Here is a 19,712-nt window from a genome sequence, read left to right as displayed (position 1 = left end):
GGTCGGATTCGTGCTGACCAACGTGGGGCTCGAGGCCGGCGTCTCGCTGCAAGGAGCCAAGATCAGCAGGATCAACCTGTGATGCGTTTAGCGTGTGACGAAGCGCAGCGGGCGGCGCCCGTACCGTTTCCGTCTTGAACATGCAGGCGGCCTCCGGCGTCCTGTTCATGACCCCGCGGTTCCACGCGCCAGACAGAACAGCGTCACGTCGTCATGCGCCTCGAACGCGCCCACATGCTCCGCCAGTTGCGTGCGCACGCTGTCGACCGTTTCCTGCGCAGAGCCGGCTTGGCGGGCAAGCGCGTGCCCCAGTGCCTCTTCGCCAAAGGGCCCCGACACCCCCCGCGCCTCGGAGGCCCCATCGGTGTACAGGAGCAGCCTGGCGCCAGGCTGCATCGTGAAGGTCTGAACCGTGCAGCGTTTGCCGGCCAGCAGCCCCACCGCCGGCCCTGTGATGTCGAGCCGCGTGATGGTGCCGCCTTCGGCTTGCTGCACGAACGGCGCTTCATGGCCGGCATTGAGGTAGTGCATGCGCCCGCTGTCGGGCTCCAGCAGTGCGAAGAACAAGGTGGCGAACATGTTCTCGTGCCCGTGCACGGTGGCGATGTAGTCATTGGCGAACGCCACGCTGCGCACGAGCGTCGCGGGAGGAGATTCCTCGAGCGTCGCCTGGCAGGCCATCGCGCGCAGCAGCGTGCGGAACAGCGCCATGTAGAGCGCCGCACCCACGCCCTTGTCGCACACGTCGGCGACCACGAGAGCGAGCGCGCCTCCGGGCAGCGAATAGGCATCGTAGAAGTCGCCGCCGACCTGTCGGGCCGGCGTACAGCTGGCGCCCAGCGACCATCCCGCCAGGCTCGGCAGCTCCGCGGGCAGGAAGCCCTGCTGGATCCGCTGGCCGATCTCCAATTCGCGTGAGAGCGCCTGCAGCAGCTGGCTCTTTTGATCCTGCAGGCGCTTCTTGGCCAGCGACGATTCGACGCGCGCCTGCAGCACCACGGGGTTGAAGGGCTTGGGCAGGTAGTCGTCGGCCCCCAGCTCGAGGCAACGCACGACGCTCTCGCTCTCGTCGATGGCCGAGACCATCACCACGGGCAACTGCGCCGTCAGGGGGTCGGCCCGGATGCGTCGCAGGGTTTCGTAGCCGTCCAACTCGGGCATGGTGATGTCCAGCAGCACCAGGTCCCAGTCCTGCTGACGCAGCTTGTCGAGTGCATCGCGTCCGTTGACGGCGATGCCCGCCTCGTGGCCCAGGCGTTGGACGCGGCGTGCCAGGAGGTCGCGATTGAGCTCGAGGTCGTCGACCACCAGGATGCGCATCGGGCGTTCCACGTGCTCCGTCGGCGTCAGCTTGGAAAGCATGCCAGGGGCCCTCTTGATGTCAGCCGCGCCCTCAGGCTGCGACAGCTTCGAGGCGTTCGCGATGGGCATCGAGCAGCGCGTGAAGGTAGGGCATTTGCTGCAAGGCGGCTTGCTCGCCCTCTTCGATGATGTGGGGCACCTTGTCGGTGTCGAACAGGCGCACGCGTTGCTTGAACTGCGGCAGGATCAGGATCAGTTCCGAGTGGTGCGCCGCGCTCTGGAAGGCCAGGCGTGACTTGAGCAGATTGTTCGCGAGGATCGCGCTGAGCTGGGCCGCAAAGCGCCCGGCACTGCGGATGTTCTCCTGGTACGGGCTCTCGAAGCCCACCGCGACGATCACGCGGCTGCCGTTCTTCATCGCCACGCTGATCGGCAGCGGGTCGGCCAGGTAGCCGTCGATCAGAAGCCGGCCGTCCAGCTTCACGGGCCGGAACGCCAGGGGCAGCGAAACGCTGGCGCGAATCGCATCGACCAGGTCGCCACGGGTGATGTCGACCAGTTCGCCGTTCTGGAAGTCGGTGGCCGTGATGTGGAGCGGAATCGGCGTGTCCTCGATGCGCCGTTGCCCGAACACGTCGCGAAAGGCCGAGAGCATCGGGCCATCGTCGCGCAAGCCGAAACTGTCCGGCCGAAAACCGAAGAGCTTGGGGGCCAGCAGGCGCAGAACGCCCATGTTGCTGCGCTTGGAAGTCATCTTGCGGGTCCAGGTACGCAGGGTGATGTCCGTCATCCTGGCGGCGTCGAAACCGAGGGCCACCCCGGCCGCGAACAAGGCGCCGCCGCTGCAGCCGACCACGCGTTCGATGCCTATGCCCGCGTCGGTGAGCGCCTTGACCACACCGATGGCGGCCGCGCACTTGACGCTGCCCGAGCCGATCACCAGCGTGACCGCAGGCCCCTGAACCGGCGCGCGTTTCATGCGGCCTCCGCGAAGCTCTCCACCGCGTGGCGCACGTCGGGGAAGATGTTGAGAATGCTGGTGAAGCCGGAGATCTCGAGCACCCGCTGGACCTGAGGCTGCACCGCAGCCACACGCAGGTCGCCGCCGGCGAGGCGACAGCTCTTGACGGTGCCAAGCAGGGATCTCAGGCCGGCGCTGCTGGTGTAGTTCACCAGCGAGAAATCGGCCACCAGACGGACGTTGCCCCGGGAAATCGACTCCGCAAAGAGCTGGGTCAATTCGTCGGCGTTGAAGCTGTCGACGCTGCCTGTGATGGCCAGGACGAATATGGTGTCGTGTTGTGTGATGGCGATCTGCATGTGCTTTCTCCAGGGTCAGTGTGATGCGGGCGGCACCAGGTCTTTTTCGATGGTGAGGACGTTGCCTCGGAGCGGGTGGCGTTGGTAGTGCTGGCGGTCGGAGAGTTGTCGGATCAGGTGCACGCCCAAGCCGCCGAGTTCGCGCGCCTCGGCCGCGGCGGTAGCGTCCACGGGCGCTACCGACAGCGGGTCGAACGGCCTGCCCCGGTCTTCCAGCGTCAACTCGATGCGGCGTGGACCGCCCTCATTCACGATACGGACCGCCAGCGTCAGCGGACCACCCTGGCCTGCCGGATAGGCGTGGTGCATGACGTTGACGCAGGCCTCCTCGACGATGAGCTGAAGGTCATGGCGCGTCGGGTCGTCGATCCGCTCGCGACTGCACATGGCGGCAACCAGGGCCAGCAGAGCCGGCAGGTTGGCGAGCTCGGCGCCGCACGCGATGCGTTCGATCGCGCCAGCGGGCGCGGTGCGCGGTTCCGTCATGCGCTGCGCTCCGAGGCTGCATCCGGCGGCGGTGGCTTGGGCGCGTCTTCTGGTATCGACTCAGGCCGTTGCGAAGGGACCGGCTGAGGCAGCCGGACGGTGAAGCAGGAGCCCGCGCCGGGCGTACTGGTGACCTCGATGTCTCCGCCCATCAGGCGACACACGCGGCGGCTGATCGCCAAGCCCAGGCCGCTGCCACCGAAGGCACGCGTCGTGCCCTCGTCGGCCTGCAGGAATGGCTGAAAGAGCTTGCCGATCTCCGCCGGGCTCAGGCCGATGCCGGTGTCTTCGACATCGAAGCGCACTTCCAGCACGCCGGGTGGTCGCTCGCGCGTGGAAGCGCGCAGCTGTACGTTCCCGTGGGCCGTGAACTTGGCCGCGTTCGACACCAGCGCGACCAGCACTTGCCGCAGGCGCAGCGCATCCACATGGACCAGCGCCAGGTCCGGCTGGACGTCGACCCGCATGCGATTCCCGTTCGCCATCAGCATCGGCTGCGCGGCGGCCTCGACGGACGACAGCAGGCCGCGCAGGTCGCAGTCCTCGAGGTTGAGCTGGACCTGGCTGGCGTCGAGCCGGGTCAGGTCGAGCACGGCGTTGATCATCGACAGCAGATCCTTCGCCGCATGCTTGATGCGGCCCAGGTCGTCGCGGGCCGCGGGCGGCGTGCTGTCGGCCAGTTCTTCTTCGAGCAGCTCGGCGTAGCCGATCACGGCGTTGAGCGGCGTTCGCAGCTCATGGCTCATGTTCGCCATGAAGGCGCTCTTGGCCTTGTTGGCCGACTCCGCCTCCTGTCGCGCTTTTTCGAGATGCAAGGCCTGGGCTTCGATCTCGCGATTGCGCTCTTCCAATGCCGCGCGCGTCCTGGCGGTGCGCAGCGATTCGGCGTGAATCGCATGGCCGAAGAGCGACAGGTAGAGGGCCGCGGCCACGGCCGACAACGAGATGGTCAGCAACGAGGTGTCCGGACGGACTTCGAAGCCGGTGGCGGCAGCGCCCGTCAGGATGCCGATCGCCATGGCCATCAGGCCGCGCAACGCATGGCGCGCCCCGCCTGAACCGAAATTCGATGCATACATGGCGCCCCCCAGGGCGACGATGATCCACGGGTTGAAGCCCGAGAGTCCGCCGTAGGCTCCCATCAGGAACGAGTCGACCAGCAAGGCGCGCATCTCGCTGCGCCGGCTGTCGACGGCTCGGCAGCTCAGCCGGTAGGCGAGATGCGGCCATGTCAGCATCACCACCACCGCTCCCCACAGCGCGATCGGCGGCTGCGTCGTGAACACCGAGCCGAGCAACAGGCCGGCGGCCAGGTGGGCGCCGATGCGCACCGGGTAGTTCACGCGCACGCCGCCGTACAGGCGTCGTGGCGCAGCCGCAACGTCGTTGGCCGTGCGCGGCGAATCGGGATCGCAATCGCATCCCGTCGGCGCAGGCATGCCGGGCAGCGCCGTCACAGGAGACCCTCGATCTTCACTAGCAATCGCTCGAGTTCGATCGGCTTGGTGTCGAAATCGTCCCGGTTGAGCTCGTTGTCCTCGACCAGCAGGATCTTCGTCATGTCAATCCGCGGCGGCGTGGTCGACGAGGGGCAAGGTCGCGAGCACGGCGGCGCGAAACTGGCTGCCCTCGCCGGGCGTGCTGACGGCGGTCACGTCGCCGCCCAGCAGGCGGCACAGACGGCGGCTGATGGCCAAGCCCAGGCCCGTGCCGCCGTACTTTCGCGTCGTCTCGGAGTCAGCCTGCACGAAGGGCTGGAACAGCCGGCCCAGCTGCGAAGGGGTCATGCCGATGCCGGTGTCGCTGACCTCGAACACCACGATGGATTGGCCGCCCGCGTCGAGGCCGCCGGTGGTCTTGATCGAGATGCTGCCGTCGCTGGTGAACTTGGCCGCGTTCGACACCAGGTTGATCAGCACCTGTCGCAGCTTCGTCAAGTCCGACTGCACCTGGCCCAGCCCCTGCGCGCAATGCACCTGCAGGCGGTTGCGGTTGACCGCAAGCAGGGGCTGAGTGGTCGAGACCACCTGGTCCAGCAGTTCGGCCAGTTCGAAGGTCTCGACATGCAATTCGATCTTGTCCGCTTCGATCTTCGAGAGATCGAGCACATCGTTGATCATCTGCAGCAGATGCCGCGCGGCCCCCTTGATACGGCCCAGGTCGGCGAGCGAGGTGTCGGTCTCGCCGCGATCGGCGAAGTCTTCCTCCAGCATCTCGGTATAGCCGATCACGGCATTGAGCGGCGTGCGCAGCTCGTGGCTCATGTTCGCCAGGAAGGCGCTCTTGGTGCGGTTTGCGGCCTCTGCCTGCTCGCGGGCCCGCTCGGCGATCGCCCGCGCCTGCTCGAGATCCGCCTTCTGCTGCTCGATGACCTGGTTGCGCGCGTGAACCTCCCGCTTGGCGCCAATGGCCTGGCGCGTCTGGAAATGAGACGCCAGGCCGAACGCGGAGGTGTAGGTGACGACGGCGAGCGCCGTCATCGCGTGCGCCAGCAGCGGCACCGGCAACACGGCGAACCCGGCGTAGAGCCCCATGGTCAGGACCCCGAGCGCGAAGCACCCGGCGCCGATCAAGCCCAGGCGCAGCCCGCCGATGCTCAGGTTGGCGGCGTTGATGGCGGTGAAGGACACCACGCAGATCCACAGATCGAGGCCGGTCAGCAGCGTGAACGCGCCCATGAGGAAGCTGTCGACCAGCAAGTTCCGCCGCTCGGCGGCCTTGCTGTCGCGCGCGCGGCACGCCACCAGATAGGCCAGATGCGGCCACAGCAAGGCCGTGCCGCAGATCAGCACCAGGGCGCCGACGGGCATGGCCCGCAGCTGCAGCACCGAGAGCGCCACCGCGCCGAAGAAGCCCTGCCCCAGCACGCGCAGCCCGTAGTCCAGGCGCACGGTGGGGTGCACGCGACGGGGCGAGCCCGGGGGTGGAAGGTCTTGCAAGGCGGTATCGGCGCGAGTGGTCATGTCGGTGTCGTGGTGGGTCGGAGCGTCCGGACGATGACTTCGTCGGTCGACAGCGCGCCGGTGTCGCACATGAGGCCGATGCCGCCGGTGTTCAGCGCCTCGGGGCCGGCATCACCGACCGTGAACAGCAGGCTGTCGTCGACCCAGGCGCGCAGCGTCGTGCCGAGCACCTCGATCCTGAGCTTGCAGGGGTGCGCTGCGCGCCACGCGAACGGCGCGCTCGCGAGCGTCTGCGGCGTGTTGCGCATCCGCACCAGGCTGACACGATCGCCGCCGGCGCTGCCCGTGCCGACGCCGCGGTCGAACACCAGCCCATACCAGCGCCTCAATCCCTGGACGCGTGCGAGCAGGCCCCAGCTGCGGCCCAGATGCGGCGTCACGGTCGACTCGACGGCGTAGTCGTGCCAGTCGCGCGTGCCCTGCACCACCATCCCGACGCCGTCCGACTGCGACAGCCGGAACGCCTCCCAGCGCGGGCTGCACGTGAAGTGCGTTGCCGCGTCGGCCCAGGCCTTGAACCACATCCGGCCCGGGCCGTCGGGGCGGCGCAACACCAGCTCCGGGGCGCCCTTCCAGTCCAGCGCGTGCAGCAGCACGCGGCCGTCGAGGCGCGCGACGGGCGATTGCAGCTCCAGGCCGATGTCATAGGTCGGCAGCCCCTTCAGGTCGGGCACGGTCCAGCGCAGCTCGGCCTGTCCGCCGGGCTGCAACAGCACGCTCGGGCCGGAGATCGTCACGACCCGGTCGTGGGCGTCGTAGTGGCCCAGGCTCAGCGCGACCCGGACCGACGCGGTGTTGTCGGTCGCTGCCGAGACGCTGGCGCGCAGGTGCTGGCCCGGGTACAGCGTCGGGCAGGCCACCAGCTCGTAGGCCGGCATGCCGAACACCTCGGGGTGGATGAAGGTCGGCGTGCTGATGCGCGCCACGCGGCCCGCGCTCAGCGCGGCGTAGCGCACCTCGAGCGCACGGCCGTCGTCGACCGCGACGTTCCGCAGCGCCAGCGGGTGCACCAGGCTCGGGTCGCCGGCGCTGACGTGAAAGCCCTGCACGCTGCCGGGGAACGCGAAGCTGAAGCGCGCGCCGTCCTTGGGCCGGGCGGGGGCGCTGGCGCCGGCGAGGCGGTGACCGGCATCGATCAGACGCCAGCTTTCCTGGACCGCGTCGGTGATCGCGCCGCCTCCGTCGCCGGCGGACAGGTACATCCGGTCGGCGACCGGGCCGCGCCAGTCGGCGCCGTTGTCGATGCCGGCCAGCCCGCCGCGTATGCCCATCAGACAGCCGACGTTGCCGGCGTTGCAGTCGGTGTCCCAGCCGGCGGTGCACGAGATCGACAGCGCCTCGTCGAAGCTGTGCTGGCCGTAGAGCAGCGACAGGATGACCAATGCATGGTTGGGCACGACATGGCACAGCCCCTCGAAGCGGTCGTAGCCGTATTGCGCGGCGATGCGCTCGCGCGTCGAACGCCAGTCCTTGGCCGCGTCTTGCGCGTGCCAGCGGCGCACATCGTCGACCACCTTGCGGATGGTCGAATCGGCCGGTATCGCGGCCAGGCCGGTGTCGATCAGCTGGTCCATGTCGCGCTCGACGAAGGCCTGCGCCTCCATGGCCGCGATCAGCTGCGCCGCGTGAACCGCGATGCCGTCGTGGCTGACGCGCGCCGCCTGGCCGGCCAGCCTGGCGGCGAGCGCCGGGTTGCCAGGGGCGGCCATTGCCCAGCCGTCGATGAAGATCTGCGCGCCGATCTGCTCGGCTGCGGCCTTGCCATTCATCGCGATCGAACCGCTCTCCGGCGCCGGCACGCCCGAGTCCAGGCGCATGAACGCGGTGTGCTCGGTCGAATTGCCCGGGCCGCCCCACCACAGCACCGTGCGCTCCCTGACGACGTAGTTGAGCCAGGTCTGGCCGACCTGCCGCGCGCTCAGTTCGGCCGTGTAGCCGTGGTCCTCGAGGGCCCGCGCGAACACGAAGGTGCCGGCAATGTCGTCGTCGGTGACGACCAGCAGGTTGTTGCGCAGCGCCACGCCCTCGCGGTCGTGGACGTAGTAGCGGATGTCGCCGAGCTTGGCCGCGATGTCTTCATAGGACCAGCCTTCGAACGGCCGCCCGAGGTAGACGCCGATCAACTTGCCGAGCACGCCGCTGTAGACGCGTTCGGCATAGTCATGGGGAATCTCCCCGACTTGTTTCATCGCGATATCGCCCTTCTTCTCATGGAAGGGCGGCCGGCCGGCCGACAAGGGTCAGGTCGAGTCGCGCATCACCAGCTGGTAGGGCATTTCGATGCTGCGGYCCGGGCGCTCGGCCGCGTTCTCGTCGAGCCGGGCAATCAACATTTCGGCGGCCATGCGGCCCACCGCCGGCTCGAAGCGGTGCACCGTTGTCAGCGTCGGAAACATCAGCGTCGCGGCCGGAATGTCGTCGAAGCCGGCCACCGCAATATCCTCCGGGATGCGCAGGCCGACAGCGCGGATCGCCGCCATCGCGCCGATCGCGAGCAGGTCGTTGGCCGCGAACACCGCGCTGCAGCGCGGCCGCTGCGCGAGGAATGCCGTCATCGCCCGTACGCCGTCCTCCTGCACGAAGCCGTCGGCCGGGATCTCGATCGGACGCAGCCCCGCATCCTTCATCGCACTGCGGTAGCCCCGGCGCCGTTCCTCGCCCGGCCCGAGTGCGGGCGAGATCATCGCGATGTGCCGGTGCTCCTTGGCGATGAGCGCCTGCGTCATGGCCCGGGCGGCACCCGCGTTGTCGACATAGAGCTTGTCGATCGGCGTCGACGCCTTGCGCACCGGGCTTCCGATCAGCACGAGCGCGGTGCCGCGCTGGGCCAGGCCGGCCAGCTCCGCTTCGGCCACATGGAAGAACGACGCGAGCACGCCATCGACATGGCCCTGCAGCAGCCAGCGCAGCGCCTTGCACTCGCGCTCCGGATTGCCATCGGTGTCGAAGACCATCACGTCGTAGCCGGCCGCCTCGGACACCGCCTGGAAACCGCGCACCATCGCCGGATAGGTGGGGTTCGTGATGTCCGGGACGATGCACGCGAGCGTGTGCGAGCGGGTCGCCTGCAGATTCTGCGCGATGCGGTTCGGCACATAGCCGAGGCGCTGCGCGGCTTCCATGATGCGCTCGCGGGCATCCGCCGAGACCGCCGGCACGTCGCCATGTCGAAGCACCAGCGAGACCGCGGTCTGCGACAGGCCGGTGGCCGCCGCGATATCTTGCTGCGTCGGCCGGCGAAGCGGCACCCGCGGCCTCTTGCCCGTGGGGTCCGGTTCGGCGCCCCCCGTGCCTGCTGCCATCCGCGATTTCCTTGTCATCTGCGACGACTATACGTGCAGCCGCCCGAGCGTCATCGGGCCCCGTAGACACGGCCGGGACGCGGGAGTTTGCGGACTTGGTCGGGGACATAATACGTATTATTACATCCAAGGTATGCAATGCAAAGACGTACGGTCGCCGGCATGTCGCTTCTGCGCGGGAACATCTCCGGGAACAGCGTCAGCGACGGGCCGTTCATCGACGCGAGAAGTGGATCAAGGATCGGACCGGCCGCGAGCTGGACCAGGGCCTGCTCACAGGCCTAGGCTGAATCGCGCAGGACCAGCTGGAAAGGCAGTTCAAAGGCACGGCCCGGCCTGTCCCCATCGGGGCCGTCCAATCGTGCGATCAGCAACTCGGCTGCAAAGCGGCCAATGGCCTGTTCGGATCGGCGCACCGTGGTCAACGCCGGATGCAGCAATTGCGCGGAGGGAATGTCGTCGAAGCCGGCCACCGCGACGTCGTCCGGAATACGTCGCCCTGCCGCGCGCAGCGCTGCCATGGCGCCGATGGCCAGGAGGTCGTTGGCCGCGAACACGGCGCTGCATGAGAAGTCGCCAGCCAGTTCGGTGGCCATGGCGCGCGCGCCTGCGGCTTGCGTGAAGTCATCGGCGACGATGCTGCAGGCCACAAGCCCGGCTTCCTGCATGGCGGCCTGAAAGCCGCGTTGGCGCTCCGCCCCCGGGCCTTTCGGGCAGGACAGCATGGCGATGCGTCGGTGCCCCTTGTCGATCAGGACCTGCGTCATGGCCTGCGACGCCGCCGCGTTGTCGATATAGACCTTGTCGATGTCGTCGCGGGCCGGCCTGGCCTCGCTTTCCACCAGAACCACGGCAATGCGCCCGCGCACGGCCTCCAACAGCTCGGCTTCGTCGATGTGGAAGAACAGCGCCAGCACGCCGTCCACATGCCCCTGCGACAGCCACCGAAGCGCCCGCTGCTCGCGCTCGAGGGTGCCGTCGGTGTCGAAGATCATGGTGTCGTATCCCGCCGCGTCGGCGGCGGACTGGAACCCCCGCACCAGGGACGGATAGATCGGGTTCGTGATGTCCGGAACGATGCAAGCCAGCGTGCGCGTGCGCGCAGACTGAAGATTCCGGGCCATGCGGTTGGGGACATAACCGAGCCGCTCGGCGGTCTGCAGTATGCGCTCGCGCGCCTCCCCGGACACCGTGCACGGCTCCACGTGGTTGAGCACCAGGGACACGGCGGTTTGCGACATGCCCGTGGCAACGGCGATGTCGCGCTGCGTGGGCCGTCGCAGGRCCATCGTGGGCGCCCTGGCCTTGCCGACGGAGGCCGCCGGGGGACTGGCCACAGCGGGCGCTGACTTGCCGGTCGTTCGATTCTTCATGCTTGATCGCCATCCATAATACGTATCAACTTGCTCCAGGTTCGAAGACTGCGGGGCATCGGTCCGGATGATGCCCCGAACACGGTTTCCACCATGAACATCTCGCGTCGCGCATTCGCACTGTCGGGCCTGGGCACCGCTTCGCTCACAGTCGCCCCCCGCCTTCGCGCCCAGACCCGCGCCGGCAATCTCACCATCCTCGTGGCGCAACCCGCGGGCGGCATCACGGATGTATTCGCGCGCGCCGTCGCTCCGGCGCTGGGCCAGGGGCTCGGGCGTGTCGCGGTGGTGGAGAACGTCACCGGAGCGAGCGGCTCCATCGCCGCCAGCCGCTTGCTGGCGGCCGCGCCCGACGGCACCACGCTCTTCGTGGGGTCGCCCTCCGAGACCGTACTCGCACCGCTCACCCTGCGCGCCGTCCGATACAAATCCAGGGACTTCCGGCTCTTGGGCCTGATCAACGATTCGCCGTTGGCGCTGTACGCGCGCAGCGACTTGCCCGCGAACAACCTGGACGAACTCGTCGCACTGGCGCGCCGCGGTGGCGACAGGCCCCTGAGCTACGGCAGTACAGGCCAGGGCTCATTGTTCCACCTCGTGACGGAGATGTTGCTGTCCACCACGGGCATCGAGGCCACGCATGTGCCTTACCGTGGCGGCCTGCCCATGTTGAACGACCTTCAGGGCGGCATCATCGACTTCACGATCCTGCCCGTGGACGCACTTCTGGGAGGCATGGTCGCTGGCGGCAAGATGAAGGTGCTGGGCGTCACGTCTGCGCAGCGGCTCGCCCGGTTCCCCGCCGCCGCGACCTTCGATGAAAGCAGATCGGCGCCTGCCGTCGGTCGCCCGAGCATCTGGGTCGGCGTACTGGTGCCGGCCGCGATGAGCGAAAGCGCCAGTGTGCAGCTGCACAAGGTCGTCACGGACGCGCTCGGCAACTCGGACGTACGCAAGGCCATCGATGCCGCCGGGGGTGCCGTGCCCTCCCCGATGTCGCTGGTCGACGCCGCACGCTTCTACGCCGCAGACGGCGTGAAGCTGCAGGCGCTGGCAAAGGCGGCGCGCGTCGAGCCCATGTAGTCGTCGAGCCGGCTTGAGCCGGCCCCGGCGCTATCCGCAAACACCAAGGCGCTTTTCGAGGGCAGTGATCGCCCCTGCCAACAGCGCCTGGGCCATGCTGGCGTGGCGGTCTGGCACCGGGTGGTCAAGCGCGACCACGTGTGGCATCGAATGATCTGAACGCTTGCGAAAGGGGCGCCCGATGATCTGTGCGATGTGGACGGCCGAAACCGCTCCTGGCGCCGAGCGATCGGAATGACGTTCAGCGCTCGCGCGCGGGCTCGCGCCGCGCATAGAACTCCGCGACGCCGTCGAGTTCCTGTGCCGTCAAGGGCCGCACCATGTTGCGCATCTGGCCGAAGCTGTCGTTGCGGCGATCGCCCGACGCGAAGGCTTTGAGCTCCTTCAACAGATACTCCTTCGGCATCCCTTCCAACCACGGCGCGCCCAGCTTGTGGTCGATGCCGCCATGGCACGCAACGCAAGGCACGATGTTTCGCAGCGGGTCACCCACGCGCACCAACGCCGGTGCACCCGGTTCGTTGGCATGCACCGGAGCCGCGCGCGCCTTGGGCAGCGAGTCGTAGTACGCGGCGACGTCCTGGATGTCCCGCTCCGACAGCTTGTTGGCGATGGACTGCATGAACGCGCTGGCCCGGTTGCCGCGCTTGTAGTCATGCAACTGCTTGATGATGACCTCCGGATACTGCCCGGCCAGGTTGGGCGAACCCCCATCGCTCATGCCCTGCGCGCCATGGCACATGCTGCATTGCTGGATGGCGATGGTCGCTCCGCGGCCAGTCGCATCGCCTTCGCCGGGGCGCCCCATGGCGTTGGTCAGTATGACGCTGGTCGTCCCGGCGCCCGGCTTCGGCCATTCCTTCGCGGCCGTCCATTCGCGGGGCACGCCTGCCGCACGGCAGATGCTGTCCCAGACGCTCTTGGCGGTGAAGTCACCGTGCCTTGACGGCAGCCACACGAAGCCCACGAGCAGCGTCGCCGCGGTGAGCGCCACGAGGCCCAGCACGCTCCACCGAAACCATCGGTTGCTCCAGGCGAACATTCTGGCTTCCTGCATCATCGGCCCCCAATGGGAACGACGGGGACCGAGGCGTTCTCGAGCATCGCCAGCTGCGCGATCGGAAAGCCGTAGTTCACGACCGTGAGGGCGATCATCAGCGAGACCCAAAGTGCGAAGCCGTTCAATGCCACTGGCGTGGACGCAGGCATATGGACCGGCGTGCTGAAGGTGTAGGGTGCAGGGGGTGCTTCGCTCCTGCCCGCGCGCGCCAAGATGTAGATGAAGAGCAGAGCGGACAGCACCAGCATCAGGCCGCCGAGGGTGCCCGCCACGAGTGTCCACCCCTGATTGCTGAGCGCAGGATTCGAAAAGTCGAAGTACGCCATGCGCCGTGGCTGCCCGAGCAAGCCGACCCAGTGCCACGGCATGGTCATCACCATCATTCCGACAAACCACAGCCAAAGTTGCGTCTTCAAGAGGCCTGCAGGCAGCGGCTTGCAGCCGGTGACTTGCGGCCACAGGTCATAGGCCACCACGAAGTACATGATGACGATGGCGCCCGCGAAGATCAGGTGGAAGTGCCCCGTGACCCACTGCGTGTTGTGGATCGTCTCGTTGAGCTGGAAGCTCATGTTGATGAGCCCACCCGCACCGCCGAAGCCCAGCATGATGAAGGAGAAGGTGACGGCCAGCATCATCGGATTGTCCCAAGGCAACGCCTTCACCCATCCGAAAATTCCCTTGCCGCCGCGCAAGCGTGCCGCAATCTCAACTGACGCCACGATGGTGAACACAGTCAGGAAAGTAGGCACCGCGACCATCGCCGTGAACACCGCATGCAGGAACTTGAACCCAGCGCCGACCTGCGGGTCGGCAAAGAGGTGATGGATGCCGATGGGCATCGAGAACACGAGGAAGAGCACGAACGCGACGCGTCCCATCGTGTCGCTGTACAACCGTCCGCCAATGGCGCGCGGCACGATCGTGTAGAACGCGATGTAGGCCRGCATCAGCCAGAAGTACACGATGGCGTGCAGTGTCCATGAGAAGAACACGCGCGCCAGTGCGACATTGATGGTATCCGTCAGACCGATCGCAGCGGGCAGGATCAGCAGAAGAATCTCGACTGCCGCACCCACCGATGTCCACGCCCACAGGTAGGCGCCGGCCACGTTTCCGAACATCGCCAGCGGTACCGCCGTGCCGGCGTTCTTCTTCTTCCAGGCCCGCAGGTTGATCGCCATGAGCGCGACCCAGATCCACGAGCCGACCACCACCAGCACGACGCCGAGGTAGTAGAACGGACTGCCGATCATCGGCGGGTAGAAGGTGTAGAGCACCGAAGCAAGGCCCAGCGCGACCGGCGTTGCCGCGATCACGGTGCCGACGACCACCAGCCAGAAGCCGGCCCATGCCCAGCGCAGGCCGACGAGCGGCTGCTTCAGCGCCAGCTCGCTGACGGCGTAGCCGAAGCCCATGGCCACCAGCGTCGGGAAGACGTATCCCATCACCGTGCCGTGCGCGGTCACCGACCGGTAGTAGTGTTCCGGGTCGCCCACCCAGGCGCTCAGCGGGCTGCGCACGAACATCTGCCATTCCCCCAGGAGGATCGCCGCGCCGAAGGCGATGAAGGCGATCCAGAAGTGCGCCAGAACGAGTTTCTTAGCGAGGAACACAGCTCATCCTCTCTGCGCCCTTGGCCTTGGCAAGGAATTCGTCGGCCGGCAGCACGTGCACACGACCCCACATCGCCTCGTGGCCCGTGCCGCAATATTCGTGGCAAGGCATCAGGCGCTCGCCAGCCTCGTCGAAGGTGGCGGTGAAGGTCGCGACGAATCCCGGAATCAGCATCACGTTGGCGTTGGTCTTGTCGACGACAAAGCCATGGATGGCATCGGCACTGGTCGCGCGAAAAGTGACCGGCACACCGGCCGGAACGACCAGGCACTGTGGTTCGAAGGAATACTGCTGTGCGACGAGCCGCACCATGACCTTGCCGTTCGCATCGACCGTGGTGCCCAGGTTGTTCTCGACGAACTCGCCCGACACGTGCAGCGTGCGCGGATCGACCGTCTCCACGCGGGACGGTGGCATCGACGCCCAATGCAGTCCGGTGAAGATCATCATCGCGAGCAGCAGGGCGATGATGAGCATCACGATGATCGCCCAGCGCCTTTCCGCCCCGGCTGCAACGGCCTCCGATGCGTGCGACGCGCCGGCGTTCATCGAGGTCACTGGATGGCTCCTCGCGGCATGTAGACCAGAAAGTAGAAGAGCAAGACGATGGCGACCACGATGAAGGTGGCGAGCCCGACGACGGCGAAAGTGCCCGCCGGTCCACGCGCGACGATGTCATCGATACGCGCCTCCATACGCGCCTCCTCTTGCGCCAGGTCGGCCCGATCGGCCGCAGTCGGAAGATCGTTGTGGGTTGCCATTGCGCGGACCTTCGTTGCTGCTATTCGGGGACGAGCGTGCGCAGTCCGCTGACGTCGACGGCGGTCACCGGCGTCCCGCTGTTCTCCCACGCGACGCGGATATAGGTCACTACCGCCGCCACCTCGTCGTCGTTGAGGATATGCGAGAAGGGCGGCATGCCGTGCGGCTTCGGGTTTCGCTTCGTGCCGGGCGCATAGCCGCCGTTCAGCACCATGCGGATCGAGTTCACCGGGGAACTCATCGTGATCGATTGGTTGCCGGCGAGCGGCGGAAACTGGGGCGGGTGGCCCTTGCCTTCCTCGCCGTGGCACATGAAGCACTGCGTCGCGTAGATCTTGCGGCCGAGTTCCATCACGTTCGGGCTCACCAGCCGCGCGCTGCTCGTCGGCGGTGGTTCAGCGTCGCGCTGCGGAAGCTCCTTCAAATAGACCGCCATCGCCTCGACATCCAGGTCGGAGAGGTACTGCAGGCTGTTGTAGACCACCTCCGCCATCGGACCGTAGACCGTGGCCCGATCCGAAATGCCGGCCTGCAGGAGGTCGGTGATTTCCTTCAAGCTCCAGTTGCCAAGGCCCGCTTCGCGGTTCGAGGTGAGCGAGGGCGCATACCAGTTCTGGTTGGGGATCATCCCGCCTTCGAACTCCTGCGACGCCTTCGAGCCGCCGAGCTTGTTGATCGCGGTGTGGCACATCGCGCAATGGCCAAGGCCCTCCACCAGATAGGCGCCGCGRTTCCATTGCGCGGACTTGCTCTTGTCCGGTTGGTATTCGCCCTCCTTGAAGTAGAGCGCCCTCCAGCCGATCAGCAGGTCGCGCTGGTTGAACGGGAAGTTCAACTCATGGGGCCGGTTCTTCTGGCTCACCGGCGGCACGGACATCATGAACGCGTAGATGGCGTCCGAGTCCTCGCGCGTCACCTTGGTGTACGAGGCGAAGGGCATCACCGGGTACATCAGGGAGCCATCGCGCGAGACGCCCTGATGCATCATTCGGTAGAAGTCGTCGGCGGTCCAGCGGCCGATGCCGGTTTCATCGTCCGGGGTGACATTGGGAACGAAAAGGTTGCCAAAGGGTGTGGCCATCGCGCGGCCACCCGCGAACTGCTTGCCGCCGGGTGCGGTGTGGCACGCGATGCAATCCCCGGCGCGCGCCAGATACTCGCCCCTGGTGATCGTCTGTGTCGTCGGGCTCGCTTCGATCTTGCCGGGCTCCGTTGGCAGATACCCGGGCATGAAATAGAGGAAGCCGGCGACCAGCACCACCACGACCGCCAACACGGCGAGAAGGAGGTTGCGTGTTCGGCTCTGCATGGAGGCCTACATCTGGCTGCCGCACGACAAAGGCATGCGCTGGAGATTGGACGACGCGGGAGACGCATCGCGCGGCGGATCTCGAGACGAGAGCCATGTCGCCACCGCGTGCACATCCGCTTCTGACAGGCGGTCTGCGATGCGCTTCATGCAATCGGGTTGTGCCGCTTGCCGGCTGCCCGTGCGCCAGCGCGTGAGCTGCGCAACGATGTAAGAGGGGCGCAATCCGACGAGTCCCGGGATGCCCGGCTCCATGCCGGTGAGCCCAGGGCCGTGGCAGGTGATGCAAGGTGGTATCTGCTTGCTCGCATCGCCCGAGATGGCGATCGTCGCGCCGCGCGAGATCACCGACTCTGCGGCGGTCGTCGGTTGCTTCGCTTCGAAGGCTGGCCGCTCTTTTGCGAAGTGCTCGGCGATCTCCCGCAGATAGGAGTCCGGCAGATAGGCGACCAGGTAGTTCATCGGCGGATAGACCCGCTTGCCATCGCGAAAAGCGACCAATTGGTTGTAGAGATAGGCCGCAGGCTTGCCCGCGATGCGGGGAAAGTACTGATCGCTGGTCCCTTGTCCGCTTTGACCGTGGCAGGTGACGCAGCCTTGCACACGCGCTTCCATCGAATCGACGGACTTGAAGGCGGGGATGGCCGGATCCTGCTGCGCCAGGGCGGCGCGGGCCAAAGCCATGATGAACATCGCGGTCGCCAGCAGCATGGCGCGCCTGCGCTTGACCCCGAAGCGTCGCGACGACTGGTGGTCGGGAGCCGAGACCCATCCGTTCACCATGAATTGAGCTGAGGCCATCATCTGTGTCGAGATCCAAGGCATCGTGCTCTCGATGGAACGAGAAGCGGTGAGATACACCTGACGCTGGCAGGGGGAAGAGTCAGCAGAAAAAAATTATCTGTCGATCACGCAGGCGCGCATTGACGTTTGTCAGTTCATGCACAGACGTCCGCGACCTCCTGCACCGGCGCTTGACAGTCATGGCTGACGGTGTGAGTATTCTCACCGTCAATCATGACTGTCAAATCCAAGCCCTCCATCCGCGTGGTTCAGCGCGAAGCCACTCGCCTGCGAATTCTTGATGCGGCGGTAGCCTCCCTGGTCGAGTTGGGCACCGCCGCCACGACGACCGTTGCGGTTCAGCAGCGCGCCGGCGTCAGCCGAGGCGCGCTCCTGCACCACTTTCCGAGCCACGCCGAGATGCTCGCCGCGACGATCGAAGAACTGGTGCGCCGCAACGAGGAGGCGGTGCGCCGGGCGCTCGCTGGCTTGCCCGACGATCTCGAACCGATCGAGCGCGCGACCCGCGCTCTGGCCGACGCCTTCGCACAGCCCGCCTATCTTGCCGAACTGGAGTTGTGGGCGGTGGCCCGAACGGATCCCGCACTGCGCACAGCGCTTCGCGTGGCCGAGCGAGATGCGCGCCGCGACTTCGATCGGGTCGTCGGCGACTTGTTCGCGCCGCTGCGGGACCGTCCTGCATACAGCGCTGTCGTGGCACTGAGCACCGAGTTTCTACGCGGCCTGGCATTGGCCGGCGTATTGCGCGACGACCCTGCCCGACAGGGTCGCCTGCTTGATGACTGGATCGGGGCCGTGCGCGTTCTGCTCGATCGACGGCCCGATCCTCCCCCCGGTCCTCAACCCAGGAGTAGACGATGACTGACTTTCAAACCCTTCGTTATGAGTCGCGCGACCGAAAGGCGTACATCACGCTCTCACGTCCAGAGCGCCTCAACGCCATCGATGACCGCATGCCAGGCGAGATTCGCGCCGCTGTCGAACGTGCCGACAACGACCCCGACGTTCATGTGATTATTTTGAGCGGCGACGGCGACGCATTCTGTGCCGGCTACGACTTGAAGAAGTTCGCCGAAGACGGCAACAGCGAATGGAACCAGACCGGCCCTTCGTGGGATCCGATTCGCGACTATCGTGGCATGCGCCGCAACACGGACGACTTCTTCACGCTGTTCCGTTCATTGACGCCCTCGATCTGCAAGATTCACGGTTATGCCGTCGCCGGCGGCAGCGACATCGCGCTCAGCTGTGACCTTGTGGTGATGGCCGAGGATGCCAAGATCGGCTACATGCCTGCCCGCGTCTGGGGATGCCCAACGACCGCGATGTGGGTCTACCGCCTCGGCGTGGAGCGCGCCAAGCGAATGCTGCTGACAGGCGACAAGATCGACGGCCGTACTGCCGCCGCTTGGGGCCTGGTGCTCGAAGCGGTGCCCGCTGACCAGCTCGACGCCCGCGTCGAAGAGTTGGCCGACCGCATCGCCGGCGTTCCCACCAACCAGCTCGCGATGCAAAAGCTCATGATCAACCAGGCGCTGGACAACATGGGTCTGACGTCGACCCAGACTCTGGCGACGCTGTTCGACGGCATCACCCGCCATTCGGCGGAGGGACGCTGGTTCAAGGAGTTTGCCGAGAAAAAAGGTTTCCACGCCGCAGTGGAGTGGCGCGACTCCGGAAAGCCGATCCCCAATGGCGGGGGCCCGATTCCAGAGAATCTGTCATGAGCACCGCCCTGAAGGCCTCCTGCTGGCCCGCTCCGGGGATTCGACCCCTCACAATGGTCCTATGTGTTCATTTTTTTACAAGCTTGCACGTGCTTTGCTCCAGTGGCCGGAATGCCATCTCCGCAGGAATCGTCGCACGCAGTTTGTAATAGTCCCACGGATATTTCGACTCTTCGGGAGATTTGATCTCCCACAAGTACATGTCGTGCACCATTCGACCGTCCTCCCGAATCTTGCCGTTCGTGGCGAAAATGTCGTTGACGGGGATCTTCTTCATGGCTGCGACCGTGGCCTTGGCCTCATCGGTTCCCGCCGATTGAACACCCTTTAGATAATGCAAGACAGCCGAGTACGTGCCGGCTTGAACCATCGTGGGCATTTTCTTTTTCTGTGCGAGGAATCGCTCTGACCATGCACGTGTTTCGGCATTGCGATCCCAGTAAAAGCCGTCGGTCAGATACATGCCCTTGGTTGACTTCAGGCCCAAGCCGTTTATCTCAGTGATGTGGATCAACGATGCGGCAATGATCTGTTTGGGAGTTACGCCGAAACTCGCGGCCTGTTTGACGAAGTTCGCAGAATCCCCGGCCGCATTGGCCATGCC

General features: G+C 66.4%; 19 protein-coding genes. 3 read left to right on the top strand and 16 right to left on the bottom strand.

The window, feature by feature from the left end; genetic code table 11:
* Positions 1 to 165 precede the first annotated feature (165 nt).
* The 9 genes from AC1D2K_RS09975 to AC1D2K_RS09935 all read right to left on the bottom strand — a co-directional run bounded on the left by AC1D2K_RS09975 (position 166) and on the right by AC1D2K_RS09935 (position 10,746).
* A complete protein-coding gene (locus AC1D2K_RS09975) occupies positions 166 to 1,362 on the bottom strand; it encodes a PP2C family protein-serine/threonine phosphatase (protein ID WP_478088421.1) in 1,197 nt (398 codons plus the stop codon).
* A 31-nt stretch (positions 1,363 to 1,393) separates the two neighbouring features.
* Positions 1,394 to 2,281: a patatin-like phospholipase family protein gene (locus AC1D2K_RS09970; protein WP_478088420.1), complete on the bottom strand. Its 888-nt coding sequence runs from the start codon at positions 2,279 to 2,281 to the stop codon at positions 1,394 to 1,396.
* Entirely contained in the window at positions 2,278 to 2,622 is a 345-nt protein-coding gene (locus AC1D2K_RS09965; RefSeq protein ID WP_478088419.1) for an STAS domain-containing protein, read from the bottom strand. The genes AC1D2K_RS09970 and AC1D2K_RS09965 overlap by 4 nt, the downstream gene beginning before the upstream one ends.
* 15 nt (positions 2,623 to 2,637) lie before the next feature.
* Positions 2,638 to 3,108 carry an ATP-binding protein gene (locus AC1D2K_RS09960; RefSeq protein WP_478088417.1) on the bottom strand — a complete coding sequence of 157 codons (471 nt, stop codon included), beginning with the start codon at positions 3,106 to 3,108 and terminating at the stop codon, positions 2,638 to 2,640.
* Entirely contained in the window at positions 3,105 to 4,565 is a 1,461-nt protein-coding gene (locus tag AC1D2K_RS09955; RefSeq protein WP_478088416.1) for an ATP-binding protein, read from the bottom strand. The genes AC1D2K_RS09960 and AC1D2K_RS09955 overlap by 4 nt, the downstream gene beginning before the upstream one ends.
* Positions 4,566 to 4,670: 105 nt before the next feature.
* On the bottom strand, positions 4,671 to 6,071 hold the full coding sequence (locus AC1D2K_RS09950) for an ATP-binding protein (protein ID WP_478088415.1): 1,401 nt from the start codon (positions 6,069 to 6,071) through the stop codon (positions 4,671 to 4,673).
* Positions 6,068 to 8,260: an ADP-ribosylglycohydrolase family protein gene (locus AC1D2K_RS09945; RefSeq protein ID WP_478088414.1), complete on the bottom strand. Its 2,193-nt coding sequence runs from the start codon at positions 8,258 to 8,260 to the stop codon at positions 6,068 to 6,070. Before AC1D2K_RS09945 ends, AC1D2K_RS09950 begins: the two co-directional genes overlap by 4 nt.
* A gap of 51 nt (positions 8,261 to 8,311) precedes the next feature.
* Entirely contained in the window at positions 8,312 to 9,373 is a 1,062-nt protein-coding gene (locus AC1D2K_RS09940) for a LacI family DNA-binding transcriptional regulator (RefSeq protein WP_478088412.1), read from the bottom strand.
* 281 nt (positions 9,374 to 9,654) lie between these two features.
* Positions 9,655 to 10,746, bottom strand: a complete 1,092-nt coding sequence (locus tag AC1D2K_RS09935) for a LacI family DNA-binding transcriptional regulator (protein WP_478088410.1) — start codon at positions 10,744 to 10,746, stop codon at positions 9,655 to 9,657.
* Positions 10,747 to 10,839: 93 nt separating this feature from the next.
* On the opposite strand from AC1D2K_RS09935, the gene AC1D2K_RS09930 reads away from it, so the two are divergent.
* On the top strand, positions 10,840 to 11,829 hold the full coding sequence (locus AC1D2K_RS09930) for a tripartite tricarboxylate transporter substrate binding protein (RefSeq protein WP_478088408.1): 990 nt from the start codon (positions 10,840 to 10,842) through the stop codon (positions 11,827 to 11,829).
* Positions 11,830 to 12,070: 241 nt separating this feature from the next.
* Here the strand turns inward: AC1D2K_RS09930 and AC1D2K_RS09925 are convergent, their stop codons facing one another.
* The 6 genes from AC1D2K_RS09925 to AC1D2K_RS09900 form a co-directional block, all read right to left on the bottom strand.
* Complete coding sequence (locus tag AC1D2K_RS09925; RefSeq protein ID WP_478088406.1) at positions 12,071 to 12,871, bottom strand: c-type cytochrome; 801 nt, start codon at positions 12,869 to 12,871, stop codon at positions 12,071 to 12,073.
* A 14-nt stretch (positions 12,872 to 12,885) separates the two neighbouring features.
* Complete coding sequence (locus AC1D2K_RS09920; protein WP_478088404.1) at positions 12,886 to 14,505, bottom strand: cbb3-type cytochrome c oxidase subunit I; 1,620 nt, start codon at positions 14,503 to 14,505, stop codon at positions 12,886 to 12,888.
* Positions 14,492 to 15,055 (bottom strand): cupredoxin domain-containing protein, encoded by a 564-nt coding sequence (locus tag AC1D2K_RS09915; RefSeq protein WP_478088426.1) that lies wholly within the window; start codon positions 15,053 to 15,055, stop codon positions 14,492 to 14,494. Before AC1D2K_RS09915 ends, AC1D2K_RS09920 begins: the two co-directional genes overlap by 14 nt.
* Before the next feature lie 5 nt (positions 15,056 to 15,060).
* Positions 15,061 to 15,267 (bottom strand): hypothetical protein, encoded by a 207-nt coding sequence (locus AC1D2K_RS09910; RefSeq protein WP_478088402.1) that lies wholly within the window; start codon positions 15,265 to 15,267, stop codon positions 15,061 to 15,063.
* A gap of 20 nt (positions 15,268 to 15,287) precedes the next feature.
* Positions 15,288 to 16,499, bottom strand: a complete 1,212-nt coding sequence (locus tag AC1D2K_RS09905) for a c-type cytochrome (protein ID WP_478088424.1) — start codon at positions 16,497 to 16,499, stop codon at positions 15,288 to 15,290.
* Between the two features lie 84 nt (positions 16,500 to 16,583).
* Positions 16,584 to 17,288, bottom strand: a complete 705-nt coding sequence (locus tag AC1D2K_RS09900; protein ID WP_478088423.1) for a c-type cytochrome — start codon at positions 17,286 to 17,288, stop codon at positions 16,584 to 16,586.
* A gap of 306 nt (positions 17,289 to 17,594) precedes the next feature.
* On the opposite strand from AC1D2K_RS09900, the gene AC1D2K_RS09895 reads away from it, so the two are divergent.
* A complete protein-coding gene (locus AC1D2K_RS09895; RefSeq protein ID WP_478088400.1) occupies positions 17,595 to 18,242 on the top strand; it encodes a TetR/AcrR family transcriptional regulator in 648 nt (215 codons plus the stop codon).
* Positions 18,239 to 19,108 carry a crotonase/enoyl-CoA hydratase family protein gene (locus AC1D2K_RS09890; RefSeq protein WP_478088398.1) on the top strand — a complete coding sequence of 290 codons (870 nt, stop codon included), beginning with the start codon at positions 18,239 to 18,241 and terminating at the stop codon, positions 19,106 to 19,108. The genes AC1D2K_RS09895 and AC1D2K_RS09890 overlap by 4 nt, the downstream gene beginning before the upstream one ends.
* A 67-nt stretch (positions 19,109 to 19,175) precedes the next feature.
* Here AC1D2K_RS09890 and AC1D2K_RS09885 read toward each other — a convergent pair.
* Positions 19,176 to 19,712, bottom strand: a 537-nt coding sequence (locus tag AC1D2K_RS09885; RefSeq protein WP_478088396.1) for an ABC transporter substrate-binding protein, incomplete at its 5' end; no start/stop codon positions are given.

This window comes from Variovorax sp. P1_H12_2 (assembly GCF_056405335.1).
Note: the sequence above shows the minus strand (reverse complement) of the source record. Positions and strands in the feature narration are given on the sequence as shown.

Excerpts from the sequence above, each read along its gene's own strand:
- AC1D2K_RS09950 (WP_478088415.1), bottom strand. The coding sequence starts at position 6,071 with ATGACCACTCGCGCCGATACCGCCTTGCAAGACCTTCCACCCCCGGGC.
- AC1D2K_RS09960 (WP_478088417.1), bottom strand. The coding sequence starts at position 3,108 with ATGACGGAACCGCGCACCGCGCCCGCTGGCGCGATCGAACGCATCGCG.
- AC1D2K_RS09975 (WP_478088421.1), bottom strand. The coding sequence starts at position 1,362 with ATGCTTTCCAAGCTGACGCCGACGGAGCACGTGGAACGCCCGATGCGC.
- AC1D2K_RS09965 (WP_478088419.1), bottom strand. The coding sequence starts at position 2,622 with ATGCAGATCGCCATCACACAACACGACACCATATTCGTCCTGGCCATC.
- AC1D2K_RS09925 (WP_478088406.1), bottom strand. The coding sequence starts at position 12,871 with ATGTTCGCCTGGAGCAACCGATGGTTTCGGTGGAGCGTGCTGGGCCTC.
- AC1D2K_RS09945 (WP_478088414.1), bottom strand. The coding sequence starts at position 8,260 with ATGAAACAAGTCGGGGAGATTCCCCATGACTATGCCGAACGCGTCTAC.
- AC1D2K_RS09915 (WP_478088426.1), bottom strand. The coding sequence starts at position 15,055 with ATGAACGCCGGCGCGTCGCACGCATCGGAGGCCGTTGCAGCCGGGGCG.
- AC1D2K_RS09900 (WP_478088423.1), bottom strand. The coding sequence starts at position 17,288 with ATGCTGCTGGCGACCGCGATGTTCATCATGGCTTTGGCCCGCGCCGCC.
- AC1D2K_RS09930 (WP_478088408.1), top strand. The coding sequence starts at position 10,840 with ATGAACATCTCGCGTCGCGCATTCGCACTGTCGGGCCTGGGCACCGCT.
- AC1D2K_RS09890 (WP_478088398.1), top strand. The coding sequence starts at position 18,239 with ATGACTGACTTTCAAACCCTTCGTTATGAGTCGCGCGACCGAAAGGCG.
- AC1D2K_RS09910 (WP_478088402.1), bottom strand. The coding sequence starts at position 15,267 with ATGGCAACCCACAACGATCTTCCGACTGCGGCCGATCGGGCCGACCTG.
- AC1D2K_RS09895 (WP_478088400.1), top strand. The coding sequence starts at position 17,595 with ATGACTGTCAAATCCAAGCCCTCCATCCGCGTGGTTCAGCGCGAAGCC.
- AC1D2K_RS09970 (WP_478088420.1), bottom strand. The coding sequence starts at position 2,281 with ATGAAACGCGCGCCGGTTCAGGGGCCTGCGGTCACGCTGGTGATCGGC.